We start from the raw sequence: 20,693 nt of genomic DNA, 5'->3' as shown, positions 1-20,693 counted from the left end.
TAAGATTGAATTCCTATCAGTATTTTACTTCCTCTTGATCACTCTCTCTGCGGCGGCTACAATGTCCGGAGTATCAAGGCCATACTTTGCGAGAAGTTGTTCTGGTGTGCCGCTTTCTCCGAAAGTATCTTTGGTTCCAACATACTCAATCGGAATAGGGAAATTCTTTGAAGCCACATGCGCAACGCTATCACCAAGGCCTCCGAAAATATTATGTTCTTCCGCTGTTACAGCGCATTTGGTTTTCTTTATGGAATTAACAATGGCTTCTTCATCAATCGGCTTGATCGTGTGTATGTTGATCACTTCCACGCTTACACCTTTTTCCTGCAAAATTTTTCCAGCTTCAATCGCCTTCCAAACCAGGTGACCGCAGGCGAAAATGCTCACATCTGTTCCTTCAGAAAATATTTGCGCTTTGCCCAAAACGAAATCTGATTCGTTGGTGAAAATTGGCCAAACGGGTCTGCCGAAGCGGAGATAAACGGGGCCTACATAATCTGCAATGGCTATCGTCGCGGCCTTTGTCTGGCTGTAGTCGCAAGGAACAATCACTGTCATGCCGGGCAGCATTTTCATCATGCCTATGTCTTCGAGTATCTGGTGCGTTGCTCCATCTTCCCCCAATGTAAGACCGGCATGTGATGCGCAAATTTTTACGTTCTTGTTCGAGTATGCCACCGACTGGCGTATCTGATCATACACGCGTCCGGTGGAGAAATTTGCGAATGTGGTGGTATAAGGAATTTTGCCTCCAATGGTTAAACCGGCGCCAATGCCAATCATGTTGGCCTCTGCAATACCGCACTGGAAGAATCTTTCAGGAAATTCCTTAATAAATTGGTTTAGCTTAAGCGACCCGGCAAGATCCGCTGTTAAAGCCACTACATTACTGTTTTTGCGGGCAACTTCTGCGATGCCATCGCCAAAGCCGCTACGTGTGTCTTTTTTTCCGGTTACCTGAATGTCTTTAAGCATAAACGATGATTTTAAGTATGAAGTAGAACGCCCGCCTGAATGAAATTCTTTCGGGCAGGCAGATTTCAAGATTGTCACGATTTATTATGATTTTATATAAAGGTCAACTCCATTATAAAATCATAATAAATCATGAAGATCATAACAATCTTCGTTCCTTGTTAGTTCAGCTCCGAATTCTGCACTTTATACAACTTCTCGTCTTCTTTCAGTTTCACTTCCCATTTCCATGCCGTGTCCATCATGTCGTCTAGTTTGTATTTTAAGTCCCAGCCCAGCTGTTTTACAGCATATGAATTGTTCGCGTAAATTGCTACTACGTCTCCTGCCCTGCGGGGACCGATTGCGTAGTTTAATTTTACGCCACTTACTTTCTCGAACGATTTAATGGCCTCCAGTACAGTAACCCCATTACCACTGCCAAGATTAAAAATTTCACAGCGTTTGGTTGTTTTAGAATCGATCAAAAATTGTACTGCCAGTGTGTGTGCGTGTGCAATATCACTCACGTGAATGTAGTCACGCAGGCAAGACCCGTCTCTTGTTGGATAATCATCACCAAAAACCTTCATTTGCGGCAATTTACCAATGGCTGTTTGTGTAATGGCCGGTACAAGATTGGCTGGTCTGCCTATTGGCAATTCGCCTATTAATATGGAAGGATGCGCACCTACCGGGTTAAAGTATCTTAACAAAATACATTGGGTAGGATTGGCTTTTGAAAATTCTGTAATGATCTGCTCACCCATTTGCTTTGTCAGGCCGTAAGGAGATTCAGCCTGTTTTAATGGTGTGCTCTCTGTAACCGGTATTACATCCGGGTTTCCGTAAACAGTGCAGGAAGAAGAGAAAACGAAATATGGTATTTCAAATTCTTTTACGCACTTCAGGAGATTGATGAGGGATACCATGTTGTTTTCAAAATACATGAGCGGCTGCTCCACTGATTCTCCCACTGCTTTGTATGCTGCAAAATGTATGATACCTACAATGTCATCGTTCTCCTGGAAAATTGCATAAGTGTCGTCGTAATTGCAAAGATCAACTTTGTAGTTCTTTACTTTTTTACCGGTTATTTTTTCCACGCCTTCCAAAATTCTGGGGTTGGAGCGTGAATTATTGTCAACCGATATTACATCGTATCCGTTTTCTATCAAATCAACCAATGTATGCGAACCAATATACCCTACGCCTCCGGTGACTAATATTTTTTTCATGTTGCAGATAATTATTTTTTGGGCTAAACTTTGTGTTTTCGATTACTAATGTTGGTGTATCAAAGATAGGTTTTTAAGAAGCAACCAGTTGCATCAAATATTGTCCGTAACCGCTTTTTAATAAGGGTGTAGCCAATTCTATCAATTTTTCTTTTGAGATAAATCCCTTGCGGTAAGCGATCTCTTCGATACAGGCTATTTTAATGCCTTGTCGTTGCTCAATTACCTGCACAAATTGCGAAGCCTGCATCAGCGAATCGAATGTACCGGTATCCAACCAGGCGGTACCGCGATCAAGTATGGAAACTTTCAGTTTTTTTCTGCGCAGATACTCTTTGTTTACATCGGTAATCTCGTATTCTCCACGTGGACTTGGTTCAAGGGTCTTTGCAATTTCTACCACACTGTTGTCATAAAAATATAAGCCGGGAACAGCATAGCTGCTCTTTGGTGCTTTTGGCTTTTCCTCGATCGAAATTGCGTTCATGGCTGCGTCAAACTCAACCACACCGTATCTTTCAGGATCGCTCACCTGGTAAGCGTACACTATGCCTCCATCGGGGGTTGTGTTGTTGGCCAGCATTTTGCCAAGACCGCTTCCGTAGAATATATTGTCGCCCAAAACCAGTGCCACAGAATCTTTGCCAATAAATTCCTCTCCTATTACAAAAGCCTGTGCCAGTCCGTTTGGAATCGCCTGTTCTGCATAGGAAAGCTTTAACCCCCAGCTGCTGCCGTCGCCAAAAAGTCTTTTAAACATTGGTAAATCGTGGGGAGTAGAAATGATCAGTATTTCGCTTATGCCGGCCAACATTAAAGTAGAAAGCGGATAGTAGATCATCGGCTTGTCATATACCGGCATTATTTGCTTGCTAATCGCGTAAGTGATCGGGTGCAATCTTGTGCCGGAACCGCCGGCCAGGATAATTCCTTTCATCTGATAATCTTTTAAATTTTTTGCCAGATGGAATTCGCCAAAACAATCATTGGTTTGAACAAGCATGATGCTTATGGCTCATTTCATTTGATAATTTTAAGAAAAAGGCATAAAAAATGCCCGGTTAACAATGTTTAATGGATAGTTGGGTATAACAAAAATGAGGAAAAATTATTAATAACCGTGAATTATTGGAAAAGAGTAATGCCTAATGCCTAATGCTTAACGCCTAACGCCGCAGCACCCTGCGTTAAGCGTTAAGCGTTTGGCATTAAATAAATATTCCCTACATTTATCCGGAAAAATTTAACCCTATCATTTCGAGACCTTAAACCCTACTTTGCCCCACATGAAGCCTATTCTATTTGCAGGCATCCTCCTGCTTTCTCTTTCCGGCATTGCCCAAAAAAAATTTGAAAAAGCATTCATTGTTACAAACTCCTCCGATACCCTTCGCGGATACGTTGATTATGTTGAGCAGGATAGAAATCCTGTTGATATAAGATTCAAAAAGAATTTAGAGGACAACGATTTCCAGACCTACAGAATCCACGACGTTCAGTACTTTGAAATTGAGGGCTACGAGTACTATTCAAGGTGGGTATGCAGTATTAGTATGGACGAATCAGAATTCTCGCGGCTTTCTAACGGGGTGGACTCGAGCAAAAGGACAGACACTGTGTTCCTCCGACTATTGACAGCTGGAAAGTATGTGCAACTATACAGTTATAAAGACAAACTAAAGCTCCGTTTTTATATTAAAGGCAAGGATGACCCCGCACCTCAGGAATTAATTTACCGTGTCAGTATTGATAATGAGGAGGGCGCAAGAGTTAAAGAAGAGAATATCTTCCAGGGACAATTGATTCAATATGCCATTCAGAACAATGCGGCTACAGATAAACTTTATGCTCTTGCCGGAAGAAGCAAATATTCTCAAAGGGAACTGACTAAAATAGCGGAAACGATTAATGGCGGAAATGAGGTTACGTTTGAAAAAGCTAACCATTATAAAAAAAACCGCTTCTTCATTGAGGCAGGTGTAAACAGATCTTCTTTCAAATTCACAGGATTGGATTATTTGGCAGCGATAAAATTTTCAAGCTCCTTAACCCCCGCTTTCAGCGTAGGTATTGATCAATTCATAAAACCCGCCATAGGCAGAGTAATGTTAAGGGGTGAGCTTTCTTTTTACATGGACAGGCTCCACGGCTCCAATAAAAGAACCAATACATGGATAGATAATTATGAATTGAAACGGAATACGGTCGGCATAAGTCTGTCTGTGTTGACCAATTTGTACAATTCCGAATCATTCAAATTCTTCATTGGTCTGGGTGGAGGACTCAATTTTTCCAAATATCCCGAAGTTAGTTACTATGTAAAATATGGAGAGTCTGCTCCTGCAACTGAGAAGTACACCCAGGATTTTAGAAGCACTTCAATGCCAATAATTGGTCGCATTGGATGTGTATTGAATAGCCGGATAGAACTTTCTTTAGTGTACAACGGGGTCGTTGGAAGGTTAACCGAAAACTACATGACTTTTTCAGATAAATATAGTTGCCAGCAGATTCGCGTGGGCTACTTGTTTTCCAACAAGAAAAAATAACTGAATAACTGAGTAACTGAATAACTGAATGTTTAAAGTCGAAGATGGACTTCGATATTCGAACACTCAGTTATTCAGTTACTCAGTTATTCAACTTCCTCACGCCCCTCAAATTGTTTCAAGAGTTTTTGTATCTGCTCCGCAGCTTCGCTGGTAGTTCCTCTCAGTTTTTCAACGGCTTTTTTCATTTTGCGAAGCATGCTGTCACGTAAAAGTTTTTCGTGCACCAAATTGAGACTTGCTATGTTTTGGGACAAGTCTACAAATGCATGCAGTGCTGAATATTGAGGATGCATTGGCAGCATATGCAATTCACTTTCCAGCTCTGCAACTTGCTCTCTCAATACTTCGTTATAAATTTTCAGCTTTTCTTCAGAAAGGTTTGCCGTATTGTTTTCTTCTTTATGAATATATTCCAATTCCAGTCTTAGCAATGTGTGAAGATCCTTGCTTTCATAGGCGATGGTCAACTGTTTCATCAGTTCTTCCTTCTCTGTTTTTTTAGCAGGATCGGGTTCCAGATCCGGATGAAATATTTTTGCCAGCTGTTTGTAAACACGACCAATATTTTTACCGCGCAGTTCCTCTTTTTGTTGGTCGTTCAGTTCCCTTGCAAGTTGTTTTTTAGTTTTTTTGCCCGCCTTTTTTTCGTTTTTTCTTTCCTCAGCTTTTCTTTCAAATTCCTCCATCATTTTGAACGATTCTTTCAGCAGATCATCTTTCGATTTAGCAGACTTAAAAGCTTCAGTGTTTACATCAAAACCATACATACTAAAAATCTGTTCCAGCTTTTCCTTCTCCATTTCAAAATCTTTCGCCTTCATTTCCTGGTAGTCCATTTTTTTCACTCCCCTGAATATCTGTTGCAACTCATCTTCCAACTCCCCTTCTTCCATTATATCTTCCAGGTGGCTGGTGATAATGCTTTTCAATAACGTCCTTTCTCTTCCCTTGTATGTTTTGCTTATAAATGCCTTATACAATTCTTTTACTATTTCCTTTTTCGCTTCGAGCAACTCTCTTTCCTGTTTCAACATTTCACTGTTGTAATACATTAGCTTCTCATCTAAAAGCTGGGTATTGAGCTGTATGGCATGCTGGAGCCTTTCAATTTTTCTGATCAGGCCATTGAAAGCCTGTTGGGCCTTGCTTGTCTGGGCTTGACTTCCCTTGATGACTAAACTCTTTTGCATTGTCCTTTTCTTCTGGATGCAAAGTACGCCTTCGGGTTGAATAACTGAATAAACTGAATAAACTCTGGCAATCCGCTCTGCAGGGCTTGTAGCCTTGCAGTTGTATTTTATTGCCTCTGGCAATACTGTTATCGTCAAAGACGATAGAATAGTGCTGCAAGGCTGCAAGCCTTGCAGAGCGGAATAACTGAATAATTGAGTGCTTATTATCGATTCTGGTTCTCAGAATTCGAACACTCAGTTATTCAGTTATTCAGTTATTCAATTATTCAGTTAATAAAAAACCCCGGCTTTCACCAGGGTTCTTTTATTTAGACAAATATCGATGTTATGTAGTAGACTATCGCGGCAATGATCGCACTCACGGGGATGGTTAATATCCAGGCCCAGAGCAGGTTGATGGTAACGCCCCATCGCACGGCAGATAAACGTTTAGTGGCACCCACCCCGATGATCGCACCGGTGATGGTGTGTGTGGTACTTACAGGAATACCCAGGTGTTCGGTTACGTACAGCGTAATGGCACCTGCAGTTTCGGCACTTACACCTTCCAATGAATTCACTTTGGTGATACGTGTTCCCATCGTTTTAATGATCTTCCAACCACCACTCATTGTTCCAAGAGCGATCGCCGTAAAGCTTGCCAGTGGAACCCACATATAGTGATTTACAAATTCATTAAAAGTCAGGTTTATGCCTTGTGTTTTATCGTAGAAAATGATGGCTGCACCAATGATACCCATTACTTTCTGGGCATCGTTGCCGCCGTGTGCAAGGCTTAGCAATGCAGATGAAACAAGCTGAAGGCGCTTGAACCATTTTTCGGCTTTGTGTGGTGCAACTTTTCTGCAAATATTTACGATGATCACTGTTATTATAAACGCTATGATCATACCTATTAATGGTGCAAAGAAGATGAACATGAAAATAGGGATCACTTTTACATAGTTGATCACATCTACCCCATTTACCTGCAATGCTTTCGCATGTGCTACAGCCGCTCCCATAAAACCGCCCAGCAAAGTGTGTGAAGAACTCGATGGAATACCAAACCACCATGTAAGCAGGTTCCAGATAATAGCTGCCACAAGACCGGCAAATATTACTTCGAGGTTAATGAAGTCTGCATGCACAGAGTTTGCGATGGTATTACCTATTTTAAACTCTCCAATAATGTATTTTGATACAAAGAAGGCCAGGAAGTTAAAGAACGCGGCCCACAATACAGCCTGGAAAGGGGTTAAAACTTTAGTAGAAACGATCGTGGCAATAGAGTTGGCAGCATCATGAAAACCGTTTATGTAATCAAATACCAGTGCCAGGATTATAATGACGACTAAAAATGTCATGGGTCAAACTTAAAATTAGAAGTTCGAAAACTTCAATCGGGATTAAGCGTATTTAATAATGATTGATTCGATAACGTTTGCAGCGTCTTCGCATTTATCAGTTACTGTTTCCAATACCTGGTAAATTTCTCTTTTCTTAATAACCTCTTTAGCGTCTGGTTCTGTTTCGAAAAGGCGATCGATGCTTAAGTCGTAAATGTCATCAGCCTGGTTTTCGATGCTGTTTACTTTTACAAGTGCATCAGTGATCTGGCGCATGTTTTTCATGTCGCGCAGTTCGTGTACGGCATTTTTAATATGCTCGGCACCCTGATCGATAAGATCGGCCATTTTTTGAATGCCGGGATCGTTAGGATTTACTTTGTAAAAATTGATCTTTTTTGCAGCGGAGAAAATATAGTCAGCAATATCATCCAGTGAGCTGGCAAGATAGTGGATATCTTCCCTGTCAAACGGAGTGATAAAGTTTCTTCCGAGTTCGGTGAAAATTTTGTGCGTGAAGTCATCATTGATGTGCTCCATGTCTTCCATACGGGAAATATAGGCGGCCCTTTTGTCAAAATCCGGCTCGGCTACGATCGTCTTTAACAATTTTCCCATTTGTGCTACTGTCACTGCCACTTCTTCAAACAAAGAGTAAAACACTTTGTCCTTCGGCATAAAAATTTTCATTACTGAGTTGAGGCCCATATATGATAATAAAATTTGCGCAAAAATAAAGTTATTGATCAGGCTATATTCACAAATTCAGTTGGTAACAATTTCTTAATATAGAATTGACATTGAATATGTCGTCAAATATTAAAAAAATGTTACCATTCTCGTTATCAACGCTTCAGGATTAGAAAAGGTTCGTGACTACTTAGCAGTGAATTGTGAATGAGTTGATTTTCAGCCTACTCCGATTAATATCCAACATCTTTTTTAAAGGATTTCTGATTACAGGGTGTTTATAACTGGAAGTGTTAGTTGCTTGTCATCCCGAGGAACGAGGGATCTGGGTCTCCCGCTTGGATACTGTTTGTGCAGGTCCTAGATCCCTCGTTCCTCGGGATGACAAGCAACCATCGCTTATTTTGTCAAGCCTTATAAGTAAACAAGATTCCCTATCATTCACGTAAACGATTGCGAAGCCTCTTATACTGTCATCAAATTAGCGCCAGCAGAGACTTTCCATTCACGTTTCCCGTTTCATCACTCCCCTTCTCCGCCTCCACAAACTATGATCAGGATAACATTTTCTCCTTCCCACTTTCTCAAATTGCTTAAATTGCAAACTCTTACACACTTATAAAACAAACCATGAGTACTCCTCAATTTAACTTCGGCATGATTGGTCTGGGTGTAATGGGCAGAAATTTCCTGCTCAATATGGCAGACAACAAGTTCAAAGTGATAGGCTTTGATAAAGACAGTCAAAAAACATCTGCATTGGAATCTTCGGCCACCCCGGGCACAACCGTGAAGGGCGTTGGTACACTAAAGGAAATGATCGATTTACTTGAAATTCCGCGAAAGATTATGATGCTGGTTCCTGCCGGCAAACCAGTAGATGACGTTATTGAAGACCTTTTACCGCTTGTTCAGCCGGGTGATATCATTATTGACGGAGGAAACTCTCATTACACTGACACTCTGCGCCGCGTAAAATACCTGGAAGATAAAAAGATCCATTTCATCGGAATGGGTGTTTCGGGTGGTGAGCAAGGTGCGAGAACCGGCCCAAGCATTATGCCGGGCGGTGATCCTGTTGCTTATCCTGTTGTAAAACCTATGCTGGAAGCAGTTGCTGCTAAAGTGAACGGTGTTCCTTGTGTAGCGCACCTCGGCAGAGACGCTGCCGGCCACTACGTGAAAATGGTGCACAACGGTATCGAATACTCCATCATGCAGCTGACCACTGAAATTTACGAAATGCTGCACAAAGGTCTTGGCCTTACAAATGACGAAATGCACAAAGTGTTCGCTGACTGGAACGCCGGTGATTTGCAGTCATTCCTCATAGAAATTACCGCTGATATTTTCCTGCAAAAAGATGATAAGACCGACAACCGTTTGGTGGACATGATTCTTGATAAAGCTGGCGCAAAAGGTACCGGTAAATGGACCTCGCAAGATGCAATGGAAATTGGCGTTCCAATTCCTTCTATCGATATGGCGGTTACCATGCGTAACATTTCTGCTTTGAAAGAAGAGCGTGTACAAGCGTCTGCTTTGTACAAACCTTCTGAAAAGGCATTTCCGGGAAAGGAAGAATTCATCAAACAACTGCACGATGCAATGTTCATTGGAATGTTGATCAGCTATGCACAGGGCCTTGAATTGCTGACCAAAGCTTCTAACGATTGGAAAATGGAAATTCCAATGAAAGAAGTGGTGCGTGTATGGCGCGGTGGCTGTATCATCCGTTCTTCTTTATTGGAAGTATTTGCAAGCGTTTACAGCCGCAACGAAAAAATTTCAAACATTTTGCTGGATAAAGAAATCGCCGATTTGCTGACAGGTAAACTTGCCAACCTTCGCAATGTTGTTTCCAAAGCAGCATTGAATGGTTATGCAGCAAGTGGTTTAATGACTGTGTTGAGCTACATTGATGCTTACACTTCAGACAGATTACCAACAAACCTGTTGCAGGCGCAACGCGACTACTTCGGCGCACATACATACGAGCGTATAGATGAGCCGGGTAAGTTCCACACTGAGTGGGGCAAATAAGTAAAAAGGCAAAAATAAAAAGTAAAAAGAGCCTCGGTTACGGCTTCAAGATTTTGACTTTTGAATTTTAACTTTTGACTTCAGTTATTAACCAAGAACAAAAACTAATTATGCAAAATCATAAACGTCCGGCATCTTCACTCATATTCATATTTGGAGGAAGTGGCGACTTAAATTTCAGAAAATTATCACCTGCTTTATATAATCTTTTCATTGACGAATGGATGCCTACAAAATTTTCGATCGTAGGTATTGGTCGTCGTCCTTATAACAACGAAGATTACCGCAAACATTTACTGAACGGTGTTCAGCAATTCAGCAGAAGAAAAGAAGGGGAAACCGGTGCCGGCAAATGGCAGGATTTCTCTCAATACGTTAGCTACCTGCAAATGGATGCCGAGCAAGATGCGGAGTATCAAAAAATTGCTGACATCGTAAAACAAAAAGAAAAAGAATTCGGCGAGCATCCGAATGTAATTTTCTACCTCGCTGTGGCGCCGCAACTGGTGCCTGGCATCGTGAGCAAACTTGGGCCGTTAAATATCTGTGCTGATACAAAATGCACAAGAGTAGTAGTCGAAAAACCGTTCGGTCATGATCTTGAAAGTGCGCTTGAATTGAACAAGCTGCTTGCAAGCATGTTCGATGAAAAACAGATCTACCGCATTGACCACTATTTAGGAAAAGAAACTGTTCAGAATATTCTGGCGATGCGTTTTGCGAATGCATTGTTCGAACCAATCTGGAACAGAAACTATATCGATCACGTGCAGATCACAGCGTCTGAAACAGTAGGCGTTGAGGGCCGTGGTGATTACTATGAAAGAGCGGGCGCGTTGAGAGACATGGTGCAAAACCACATCCTGCAAATACTTTGCATGGTAGCAATGGAAGCGCCTGTGAATTTTGAAGCAGATGAGATCCGCAATAAAAAAGTGGATGTATTGAATGCTATCAGAAAAATAAGCACTGAAGATGTTCATCGTTATGCCGTTCGCGGACAATACGGTGACGGCTGGATGCAAGGTGACAAAGTTCCTGGCTACGCACAGGAAAAAAGCGTTGATCCGAATTCCAAAACAGACACTTTTGCCGCAGTTAAATTCTACATTGATAACTGGCGCTGGCAGGGTGTTCCGTTCTATGTACGCACGGGCAAACGCATGCATGAAAAAACAACCATCGTTACGGTTCAGTTCCGTCCCGCACCTAATTATGCATTCCCTGCAGAATCTGCCGATACATGGAGGCCAAACCGCCTAACAATCAGCATCGCTCCGGACATGGATATCCGTCTACGTTTCCAGGCAAAACGTCCTGGCCAGGATATGACGTTGAAACCTGTTGACATGATCTTCAGTTACAAAGATGCATACGAAGAGCACGAACCAGAAGCATATGAAACTTTGTTGCTGGATGTAATGGAAGGCAACGCTACTTTGTTCATGCGCTCTGACCAGGTGCAGGCTTCATGGGAAATTATCAAACCTATTCAGGATACATGGGCTGCAAGACAACCTGTTGACTTCCCTAACTACGCTCCAGGTTCATGGGGACCTGAAGACGCAGAAGCGTTGATCGCCCGCGACGGAAGAAACTGGGTGACTTTGCCTGCGCCGCACAAAGAGTAGGAATTAGGAGTTAGGAATTAGAAATTAGTTTAGGTATACTCAGCTAATCTCTAATTCCTAACTCTTGATCAATTCTAATTCCTAATTTCTAATTCCTAATTCCTGTTATGCACTTACATAAGTTCCCCAACGCCGACGCTCTCAGCAATGCAGCAGCGGCATGGATCACAGATTATATTGTTGATACATTAAAAAAGCAAGACAGATTTACCATTGCTTTATCGGGAGGTTCTACTCCTTATAAATTGCATACCATTCTTGCAGCATCGCCTTACAAAGAAAAGATTGACTGGAGCAAGTTGCATATTTTCTGGGGAGATGAAAGAGCTGTACCGTTTGAAGACAGCCGCAACAACGCAAAGATGGCGTATGACACTTTACTAGACCATGTTTCTGTTCCTGTAGATCAAATTCATGTGATGCGAACCGATATTTCTCCGGAAGAATCTGCTGCGGAATATGAAACAATTTTGCATCGCTATTTCGACAAGACGGCAACCAGTTTCGATCTTGTGTTGCTCGGCATGGGAGATGACGGACATACACTGTCTCTGTTTCCGGGAACTCCTGTTGTTCACGAAATAGAAAAATGGTGCGTGGCGTTTTTCCTGAAAGCACAGGATATGTTCCGCATTACCATTACAAAATCGATTACAAATAAGGCCGCAAAGATTGCGTTTTTAACTACAGGCGCAAATAAGGCGAATGCATTAAAACAAGTACTGGAAGGCGCTTACAATCCAGATATGTATCCATCGCAGGAAATTAAACCGGTGAATGGAGAATTGCATTGGTTTGTAGATGAAGCGGCTGCTGTACAGTTGTAAAGTTCACAATTCACCACTAAGGCCACTAAGCCTCACTAAGGGTTGTTTTAAATTTAGACCTCTCTTAGTGAAACTTAGTGGCCTTAGTGACTTAGTGGTAAATATCTTGGTCTCCCACTCACACGCTATTACCACCACTTTTACCATTTATCTTTGCATAGAATTTTAAAGCATTAGTTTTAAGACATCTATGAAAAGATATTTAATCCTGTTGTTCCTCATCTCTATTACCGTAACTGCTTTTTCACAAAAAAGAATAACAGGAACCATTAAGGGAAAAATTGTTGACACCGTTTACAAACAGTCAATGGCAGATGCGACCGTATCTGTACTAACAGCTCTTGACTCCACCTCAGTAGACTATTCCGTTGCCGATGCAAAAGGCAATTTTGAAATAACGGATCTGCATGCGGGCAAATACCGTTTGATTATTTCATTTCAAGGCTATAATAATTATACAAAATCATTTTCAGTTACCACCGCTCAACAAGTGATTGATCTGGGTTTTGTGTACATGACCAAACGCGTTGATCTCTTAAAAGAAGTAGTGGTGGAACGACCTCCCATCATTATAAAAAATGACACTGTTGAATTCAACGCTTCTTCCTTCAAAACAAAACCTTACGCTACTGTAGAGGATCTTATAAAGAAACTGCCGGGCATGCAGGTAGACAAAGATGGCAACATAAAAGCCCAAGGCGAGCAAATACAAAAAGTGTATGTAGACGGAAAAGAATTTTTCGGCAGTGATCCAAAAATTGCAACGAAAAACCTCACGGCTGATATGGTGGAAAGTGTGCAGGTGTATGACGACATGAGCGACCAGGCGAAGTTTACAAAGATTGATGATGGCAGCCGCCAAAAAACAATCAACATCAAACTGAAGAAGGATCGCAAGAAAGGATTGTTTGGAAAAATAAATGCCGGTATTGGAACAGACGGCAGGTATGATGAATCTCTAAGTGCAAATAGTTTCTACGGACCAAGACAAATCTCCATTATTGGCGCAGGAAACAACGTAAACAAGCAGGGCTTTTCGCTTAACGATGTCATCTCCTCAATGGGTGGTTTTGGCGGAATGGCGGCTGCTGCCGGAGGCAACAGTGGAGGCGGTGGATTTGGTGGTGGCGGAGGCTTTGGCGGAGCCGGTTCCCAAATGGTAGCCACTACAAGAACAGGAACTGCTGTGAATGGAGGCGGAGCTTTCGGGCTTGGCAATGCGACGGGAGGAAACATTACGTCATGGTCGGGCGGTGTCAATTATCGCGATACATGGAGCAAAAAAGTGGAAGCGAACGGAAGCTATTTTTTCGCCCATACAGATAATGTGGTGGATCAGCATTCCTACACGCAGTCATTTTTCCCTAATGACTCCGTTGCGAACCAAACAGACAATTTGAGCTCGGTAAACCGCAACCAAAATCACCGGTTCAACTTTAGGATTGAGTACCAGATCGACTCGCTGAATTCAATTCTATACACGCCAAGTTTTACCATTCAAAACTCAAGCGGTCATAGCGATGATAGTTTGTACACTATTTCCCAAAGTCCAAAATTTAATGAAGGCTATCTTGCTTTGATCGGTAGAAACTACAACTCAACCGATCGCGAAGGTTATAACATTAACAATAACCTGCTGTATCGCCGCAAGCTAAATAAGCCGGGAAGAACATTGACCCTCGGTTGGAACAACTCCATCAACAACAGCGATGGCAATGGCCTAAACCAGTCACCTTATCTTTTCTTTAATCCTGATTCTACCTTTAAAGGCAAGCGTGATGTAAACCAGCAAACCACTCAAAAAACGGATGGTCACAACAACGTGCTAAGTGGCTCTTACACTGAACCTATCGGCAATAACAAGATCATTGAACTCAATTACGCTTATACCAACAATCAAAGCACTTCCGATAAAAAGACTTACAACTACGATTCGTCGACGCATGAATATGATATCCTGAATTCATTGCTGACAAACTATTTTGAAAATGGCTATATCGCAAACCGTGTAGGGGCGAATTTCCGTTTGCAAAAAAAGAAATACAATTTACAAGTTGGCGGCGGAGTACAATTTGCGACACAACAGAGTAAGAGCCATTCTTATAACACGCAAAAAGATTCTATCACCGCGCAACATTTTGTAAACTTTTTCCCTACGGCAAGTTTTAACTACAACTATGGCAAGGGCAGAAATCTTCGTGTGAATTATCGAGGCAGGACAAATGCGCCAACTATTTCGCAATTGCAAAATGTTCCGGACCTGAGCAATCCTTTGCAGATACGCACAGGGAATCCCAATTTGAAGCAGGAGTTCAACAATAATTTGAACGTGACTTATAACACGTTCAATCTTGCCACTGCGAAGTACATGGCGGTAAGCGTGAATGTGAGCAATACTTCCAACAAAATAAGCAGCAGCATCGACTCCGTTGCCAATTCCGTTCAGCTCATTAAACCGGTGAACGTTGATGGTGCATATAACACGATGGGATTTGTTACGTTTGGCTTGCCCGTAAAGAAGCTCAAAGGCGCGATGGTCAACCTGACATCGATTCTCGTTTACAACCGCGATATAAGCCTCCTATACAGCGAAAGGAACATTTTGAATACCTGGATCGCAACACAGGGTGCCGGATTCAATTACAACTACAAAGACAAGCTGGATGTTGGGATAAACCTGAATGTTACTTATAACAATGTGTCTTATTCCGTTCAGAAGGACCTGAACTCAAACTATTGGTCGCAAACCTATTCGGCTGATATCACGTACACATTTCCGCATGGGATTATGCTGGGCAGTGATTTCGACTATTTCGTGAATACCGGTCGTTCCGATGGATTCAACCAGAACGTGCCTATGTGGAACGCGAACATCGGCAAGCAGCTTTTCAAAAAGAAAAATGGTGTGATCAAACTCTCTGTAATGGATATTCTTAAGCAAAACCAAAGCATTACCAGGACCACCACGCAAAACTACATCCAGGATACACGTACGAATGTATTGCAGCGTTATTTCATGCTAAGCTTTATTTACAATTTTAATAAGTTTGGGGCCAACCCAATAAACAACATGTTCATGCCCAAATCTTTCAAGAAGAGTATGGATAATATAAGGATTACGAATTGAGTGGAGAGTGGAGAGTGGAGAATTGAGAGTTGTTAGGGAATAGTGGCCGGTGGCCAGATTCCGGTGGCCAGTGTTTGTGTGCAACACGCCGGCGTAAAAGTTGATCAATCCGCACTTTAAGAAGTTCAAATGCCGATAGGCAAAGCCGCACAAAAAGCAACGGTTACAGGCTGCTGGCCACCGGCCACCGGTCGTTCTTCCCCACAAAAAAGTCGGCACTACACGCGCCGACCTCTGCTTTTCATTAATCTATGAAACACCCAAAAAGTTATCGATTTTAATTTTGTTGCTTTTTCTGTTGCCTCCGTTCCATGATCTCACGTTGCGCCATAGCATTAAATTCTTTATCCGCTTTAAAAAACTGGTTCACTCTTTCGTCAGACAACACGGTTTGAAATTGTGATCTATATTTTTTTCTTACCTCAACAATTTTTTCTTCCAGTGCCACTTCATCTCCTCCCCTGTTTTGCAAATACACTTCTCTGATCTCTGCCGCATATTTGTTATAAATCGGCCAGAACTTTTGTGCTTCTTCAGTGCTCAGGTTTATTTTATTGGTTATGTAGGCGATTTTCATCGCTTCAATCTTACTGCCGGGACGGGGTTGTTTATCCTGAGCATGAAGGATTGTTATCAAAAAGGAAAAAGTTAGTAATAGTAAAATTTTTTTCATCGTCGTTAATTGTGCTAAGATAATTTTTCTTTTGAAAGATTTGTTATGCTTAGTTTGTAATAACCTTAGTACCTGTCTGTTCGTATAAATATTGTTGTAAATCTGCATCAGAAACGTCTGCCAGCATATACTTCACATCATCATCAGCCAATTGTGTGCTGTCTGTGTAAAGCGCCAGGCTTCCGCCAAGTGTGTTCTTTTCCACAAAGTTGTTCAAGTCACTGTCACTAACGGCCTTCACCTCTGTTTCAATCGCTGCGATACCTGTATTGCCCGGTGCCACTTGTTTATTTCCCAAAAACAACCAGCCGGCAATAAACACAAAACCAATTATTGCAGCAGCAGCCGCATATTTGAAAATATTATTGGAAAAATTTCCTTTTACAACTTTTGCTTCTTGCTGCGTAGCCACCTGTTCAATTTTCAATTCCTTGAAAATCGCTCCGGGCAATGCTTCAAAATACCCTTCCGGCGTACTATATGTTTGTTTATGCTTAAGATCTTCCAAGAATGACGGAAGATTTTCCAATTCATTGTTGACAAAATCTATTGCATTTGCACCTGCTAAAACATTGGTTGAAAGATCATTGAAGTAGTCCTGGCTTACTTCGTAAGGAGTGGTCCTGGAAATTCCGCTAAGCAATGGCGACAAGGACTGCAATTCGCCAGAAACAGACTCATATTGCTCATTGGCAATCATTTCCATGATAATCTCCGGCAGTTTGTCAAAATATCCGGCCGGCACCTCGTAGGGCATCTGGTGGGAAATGTTTGTAACAACGGGGCTAATCTCAAATAATTCGTTCAATATGTACCTGTCACGTGTCATAACTGTTTATAAGATAAATTTTTTCTGCATAGGTTTAATGGTTCAGGATATAATCTTCAATTTTTTTCACTGCGTGGTGATAAGAAGCCTTTAAAGCACCTTCAGACGTCTCCAGAACCCTGCTCATTTCTTCATAAGGCATTTCATCATAATAACGCAGATTGAATACAACTCTTTGTTTTTCAGGAAGTTGCTGGATAGCTAGCTGTAATTTCCATTCCAGTTTATTAGCGTCAAAATTCTTATCGGCTTTAATGCGGTTGCTCAGGCTTGATTCCACATCCTCAAATGACACGGTCGCCTTTTTCTTTTGCAACTCGATGAACGAAAGACATTCATTGGTTGCAATTCTGTATAACCAAGTATAAAGCTGCGAATCTTCACGGAAATTGTCGAGCCCTTTCCAGATTCTGATAAAAACGTTTTGCAAAACATCATTGGCGTCTTCATGTTCCACTACCATCCTTCTGATGTGCCAATAGAGTTTTTCCTGATATTTTTTAATTATTGCCGCAAATGCCTTTTCCCGGGTTTCAGGATTATGGAATTGTAACAGCAATTCATTGTCGTGCAGAATAATTGCCATAGATTAAGTTGCTCGTTAAGCAATTTGATTTAATTGACCGTTGGAATTGTATTTAGTTTAAAACGTTGGCAAATTAAAAGCCAAAATACAGCGTGTCATATTGTAGAGACAAGGCATTGCCTTGTCTGTACGAAATTCGCATTGCCTTGTCTGTACGAAAATCGCGCATGCCGCCATTAAAATAAAAAGGGGCCAGGATAAAAATCCAGCCCCGTTTTTAAAATCCAATATCCTATGAAAAACCGTTGTAAAAATACCAAATGGAATGCAAAAAAAAATACCCACAAGTGGGTATTTTTTTATAATTGGTTATTTATCTTTTTTTAGTATGACCACAGGTCCTGCTCGTAGTTAAAGATTTTCTCTTTAATGTTTTCGCCTTCCAGCAAACGCAGGATGTCATCTTTTACATAACCGCTGATGTACTGATCCATCGGGTTATCGATTGTAGATTTAATAATTCTGCTTGCAAACATACGGCTTTCGAAAAGCTCTTCCCAGCTCATTCTTGCACCATAGTTTTTACCGTTGTAAGCTTCGTACTTAGCCAACATCGGACGTAAGTCAGGATAGTAAACCCAGAATATCGGTGTTACGTCTCTGAAAGAACCATCAGTGTTTTTGATAGTTTTCAAAGGAGCGATACCCAGGATTCTTGTGTAAAGACGAGATGACTCTTTATCGAATACCACTTCTTCTTTTACCCAGTATTTTTCAACTGCTTCAGGATCGAATTGTTCTACGATCACAGAATCTTTAGTGATACCTTTTGAACCATCAGGATCTTTGTTCCAGTCAGGGATCTGTACAACTTTAGGTTTACCCACAAGCTGCTCTGTGATCTCTTTAATGGTGATTGGAGTGGTAAAGCGATCATCGATAGCGCTGAATGCAGTGATATCACCACTTTTAATGCTAGCCAGCAAAATATTGATGAAACGTTGGTTACCGTTGTCGTCGTCTGCTTTGTAAACGAACGGAAGGTTCATTTTTTCGTGAACGTCCAGTTCTCTCCAAACTCTCTGGCGATAAACCGCATCATCCTCACGGATATGCTCATATGCCAAAGGCGTTCTGTCTTTTACAAGGTTGCGCTCAACTGCGTTATCGTTACGCAGTGATTTACGAACCACAGGCAGATCTAGCTGCGCCTCTGGAAGAGGTGCAGTTGTATCTTTAGGCGGAGCTGTATTAATAGCCGTTTGATTATTATTCTTACTGGTTGTAGTTGGCTTTTTGCTTTTTGTAGTTGAAGCTTTACCACGCGTTGTCTTGGCACGCGATTTAGGCTTCGTTTGTTGCGCATCGGCAATATTAGTTGCCAGTGCAAACACAACAGCTAACAAACTCAACCGGATGATGGATTTCTTCATAATCGTCTTTTCTATTATTTCAAGTTAAAGAAGATTCCAGGAAGTTCCCTTACTTTACCATCGGGACCTTTCACACGAATCTGATCAAAAAATATTGAGCTACCAGGAGTTGCACGAGTTACGATATCAGAGGCTTTACCAGTCCAGCGTGGACCTTCGTTTGCTGCTTCCTGATAGGTACCGAATGCACCACCGTTTGCACCTAATTTATAGCTAAGTACTTCAAATTTTACGTCGAACTCTGATTCCAGCAAGCGGGCAAACATACCACCCTGAGCTTTGAACAATGCGGATGAAATTGAACCGCCTTTGTTTGTACCAACCATTGCAGTTGGGTCAGGAAGGATTTTACAACGCATTGGGAAAGTAGAGGTTTTACCTTCAACAGTTACTCTTACTTCAGCAGGGCCAGCTTGTGTTGGTTTAGCAACATATCTGTCACCACCGGCAGAAGTGATAGAACCACCAGTGAAAGAAACACTCATTTTTTCTTTACCTGCAGAACCTGCAGATACCATCAGAGGGTTTTCAACACCAATGTACATTACGTTCATTTTTTCAAGGAACACTGATGCACCTGAAGGTTGACCAACTGTGTATTTAATAACCCTGTCAGAAACGCCCTGAGTGCCATCTGGTTTAGTGTAATTAACATGCACAGCTACAGACTGCTCACCTACTCCACTCACTTGCTTTTTAAATATTGCGCGACCATCACTATTTAATGGAACAACTGCGCCATTAATTGTAACGGTTGGTTTTACAGCGTCGCTGTAAGCACCGATACCAGCAGATATTTCAAGCTCTTGTCCTGGCATCAGGTAGGTTGAATTTGTTCCAACAATTGCGTCAAATTTGTTAAAAATAACCTTCACAGAACCAACTTTGCTTAAGCAATAGTCAGCAACTTGTGATTCAGAATTCTTAACATCATTCTGGAATTTGCTCAGGATTGTCAATGCCGCGATTGTTGGCGTCATGTGGAAGTAAGCCTGAGTCCAGTTGTTACTTGAATTACCTGAATGAGAGGCAGGAATAGCCAAATCCAATGGTAATGTCTTAGTAAGTCTTTCTTTTTCTTCAGTGATTTCTTTTTGCAAAGCTGTTTCACCAGGGAATTTGCTTGGATCAAGCACATTCAACAAATTCGTCTTGAATTCAGTCAACTTTTGTTGAAGTTTAGGACCTTCTCCTTTTGTATCGAATAATCTTGAAGGAGCATCAATATTGTCCTCTTTGAACTCTTCAACACCGTCTACCTGATGCAAGCCAGATTCTTGTTTTAATGTCAGTTTCAGGCCATCAAGATAGGTGTTCATGTCAGCAGACAACTTTTGCGCTTCCTGAGCAAGAGGCTGCCACTTTTTAGCATTTGCTTCAGTTTGCGGATCCTTTGCTAAAGCATCGAATGATTCGTAAACTGTTTTATTTTTTGCGTCAATAACGCCGTTCGCGGTACTGATACTGTTATTTACGGTTCTGAAGGCATTCAGGATCTCCGCTGATACGTTCAGTGCCAGCAATGCTGTAAGCACCAAATACATCATGTTGATCATCTTCTGCCTGGGCTCTTTAGGTAAAGCCATGGATAATGATTTTAGAAATTAGTAATCCTGTTTAAATACAAACTAATGTTAATGATATAA

Annotated in this window: 16 protein-coding genes; 5 read left to right on the top strand and 11 right to left on the bottom strand. The window is 41.6% G+C overall.

The genetic code is table 11. The features are described 5' to 3' along the window. Positions 1 to 24: 24 nt before the first annotated feature. The 3 genes from KTO63_RS12395 to rfbA form a co-directional block, all read right to left on the bottom strand. A complete protein-coding gene (locus tag KTO63_RS12395; protein ID WP_217791608.1) occupies positions 25 to 978 on the bottom strand; it encodes a transketolase family protein in 954 nt (317 codons plus the stop codon). Between the two features lie 161 nt (positions 979 to 1,139). Further along, complete coding sequence (gene galE / locus KTO63_RS12390; RefSeq protein ID WP_217791607.1) at positions 1,140 to 2,195, bottom strand: UDP-glucose 4-epimerase GalE; 1,056 nt, start codon at positions 2,193 to 2,195, stop codon at positions 1,140 to 1,142. Positions 2,196 to 2,268: 73 nt separating this feature from the next. Continuing rightward, positions 2,269 to 3,132 (bottom strand): glucose-1-phosphate thymidylyltransferase RfbA, encoded by an 864-nt coding sequence (rfbA, locus tag KTO63_RS12385; protein WP_217791606.1) that lies wholly within the window; start codon positions 3,130 to 3,132, stop codon positions 2,269 to 2,271. Between the two features lie 349 nt (positions 3,133 to 3,481). On the opposite strand from rfbA, the gene KTO63_RS12380 reads away from it, so the two are divergent. Beyond that, positions 3,482 to 4,744: an outer membrane beta-barrel protein gene (locus KTO63_RS12380; protein ID WP_217791605.1), complete on the top strand. Its 1,263-nt coding sequence runs from the start codon at positions 3,482 to 3,484 to the stop codon at positions 4,742 to 4,744. A gap of 86 nt (positions 4,745 to 4,830) precedes the next feature. Here KTO63_RS12380 and KTO63_RS12375 read toward each other — a convergent pair whose 3' ends face one another. The 3 genes from KTO63_RS12375 to KTO63_RS12365 form a co-directional block, all read right to left on the bottom strand. Further along, complete coding sequence (locus tag KTO63_RS12375) at positions 4,831 to 5,937, bottom strand: hypothetical protein (RefSeq protein ID WP_217791604.1); 1,107 nt, start codon at positions 5,935 to 5,937, stop codon at positions 4,831 to 4,833. Positions 5,938 to 6,248: 311 nt separating this feature from the next. After that, positions 6,249 to 7,286, bottom strand: a complete 1,038-nt coding sequence (locus KTO63_RS12370) for an inorganic phosphate transporter (protein WP_217791603.1) — start codon at positions 7,284 to 7,286, stop codon at positions 6,249 to 6,251. 42 nt (positions 7,287 to 7,328) lie between these two features. Then, complete coding sequence (locus KTO63_RS12365; RefSeq protein WP_232373151.1) at positions 7,329 to 7,958, bottom strand: DUF47 domain-containing protein; 630 nt, start codon at positions 7,956 to 7,958, stop codon at positions 7,329 to 7,331. 630 nt (positions 7,959 to 8,588) lie between these two features. Here KTO63_RS12365 and gndA point away from each other — a divergent pair. From gndA to KTO63_RS12345, 4 genes are all read left to right on the top strand, one after another. Then, a complete protein-coding gene (gene gndA / locus KTO63_RS12360; RefSeq protein WP_217791601.1) occupies positions 8,589 to 10,001 on the top strand; it encodes an NADP-dependent phosphogluconate dehydrogenase in 1,413 nt (470 codons plus the stop codon). Positions 10,002 to 10,111: 110 nt separating this feature from the next. Next, positions 10,112 to 11,632 (top strand): glucose-6-phosphate dehydrogenase, encoded by a 1,521-nt coding sequence (gene zwf, locus KTO63_RS12355; protein ID WP_217791600.1) that lies wholly within the window; start codon positions 10,112 to 10,114, stop codon positions 11,630 to 11,632. Between the two features lie 107 nt (positions 11,633 to 11,739). Beyond that, complete coding sequence (gene pgl, locus KTO63_RS12350; protein ID WP_217791599.1) at positions 11,740 to 12,459, top strand: 6-phosphogluconolactonase; 720 nt, start codon at positions 11,740 to 11,742, stop codon at positions 12,457 to 12,459. A gap of 190 nt (positions 12,460 to 12,649) precedes the next feature. After that, positions 12,650 to 15,586 (top strand): outer membrane beta-barrel protein, encoded by a 2,937-nt coding sequence (locus KTO63_RS12345; protein ID WP_217791598.1) that lies wholly within the window; start codon positions 12,650 to 12,652, stop codon positions 15,584 to 15,586. A gap of 277 nt (positions 15,587 to 15,863) precedes the next feature. Here the strand turns inward: KTO63_RS12345 and KTO63_RS12340 are convergent, their stop codons facing one another. The 5 genes from KTO63_RS12340 to porM form a co-directional block, all read right to left on the bottom strand. Next, entirely contained in the window at positions 15,864 to 16,259 is a 396-nt protein-coding gene (locus tag KTO63_RS12340) for a hypothetical protein (RefSeq protein ID WP_217791597.1), read from the bottom strand. A 49-nt stretch (positions 16,260 to 16,308) separates the two neighbouring features. Further along, positions 16,309 to 17,088: a hypothetical protein gene (locus tag KTO63_RS12335; RefSeq protein WP_217791596.1), complete on the bottom strand. Its 780-nt coding sequence runs from the start codon at positions 17,086 to 17,088 to the stop codon at positions 16,309 to 16,311. Between the two features lie 34 nt (positions 17,089 to 17,122). Beyond that, complete coding sequence (locus KTO63_RS12330; RefSeq protein ID WP_217791595.1) at positions 17,123 to 17,674, bottom strand: RNA polymerase sigma factor; 552 nt, start codon at positions 17,672 to 17,674, stop codon at positions 17,123 to 17,125. A gap of 323 nt (positions 17,675 to 17,997) precedes the next feature. Then, on the bottom strand, positions 17,998 to 19,047 hold the full coding sequence (gene porN / locus KTO63_RS12325; RefSeq protein ID WP_217791594.1) for a type IX secretion system ring subunit PorN/GldN: 1,050 nt from the start codon (positions 19,045 to 19,047) through the stop codon (positions 17,998 to 18,000). A gap of 14 nt (positions 19,048 to 19,061) precedes the next feature. Continuing rightward, positions 19,062 to 20,633 carry a type IX secretion system motor protein PorM/GldM gene (porM, locus tag KTO63_RS12320; RefSeq protein WP_217791593.1) on the bottom strand — a complete coding sequence of 524 codons (1,572 nt, stop codon included), beginning with the start codon at positions 20,631 to 20,633 and terminating at the stop codon, positions 19,062 to 19,064. Between the last annotated feature and the right edge of the window lie 60 nt (positions 20,634 to 20,693).

It is taken from the genome of Pinibacter aurantiacus (assembly GCF_019130065.1).
Classification (GTDB): Bacteria; Bacteroidota; Bacteroidia; order Chitinophagales; family Chitinophagaceae; genus Pinibacter; species Pinibacter aurantiacus.
The sequence above is the reverse complement of the archived record's forward strand: the minus strand, read 5'-3'. Positions and strand labels throughout refer to the sequence as shown.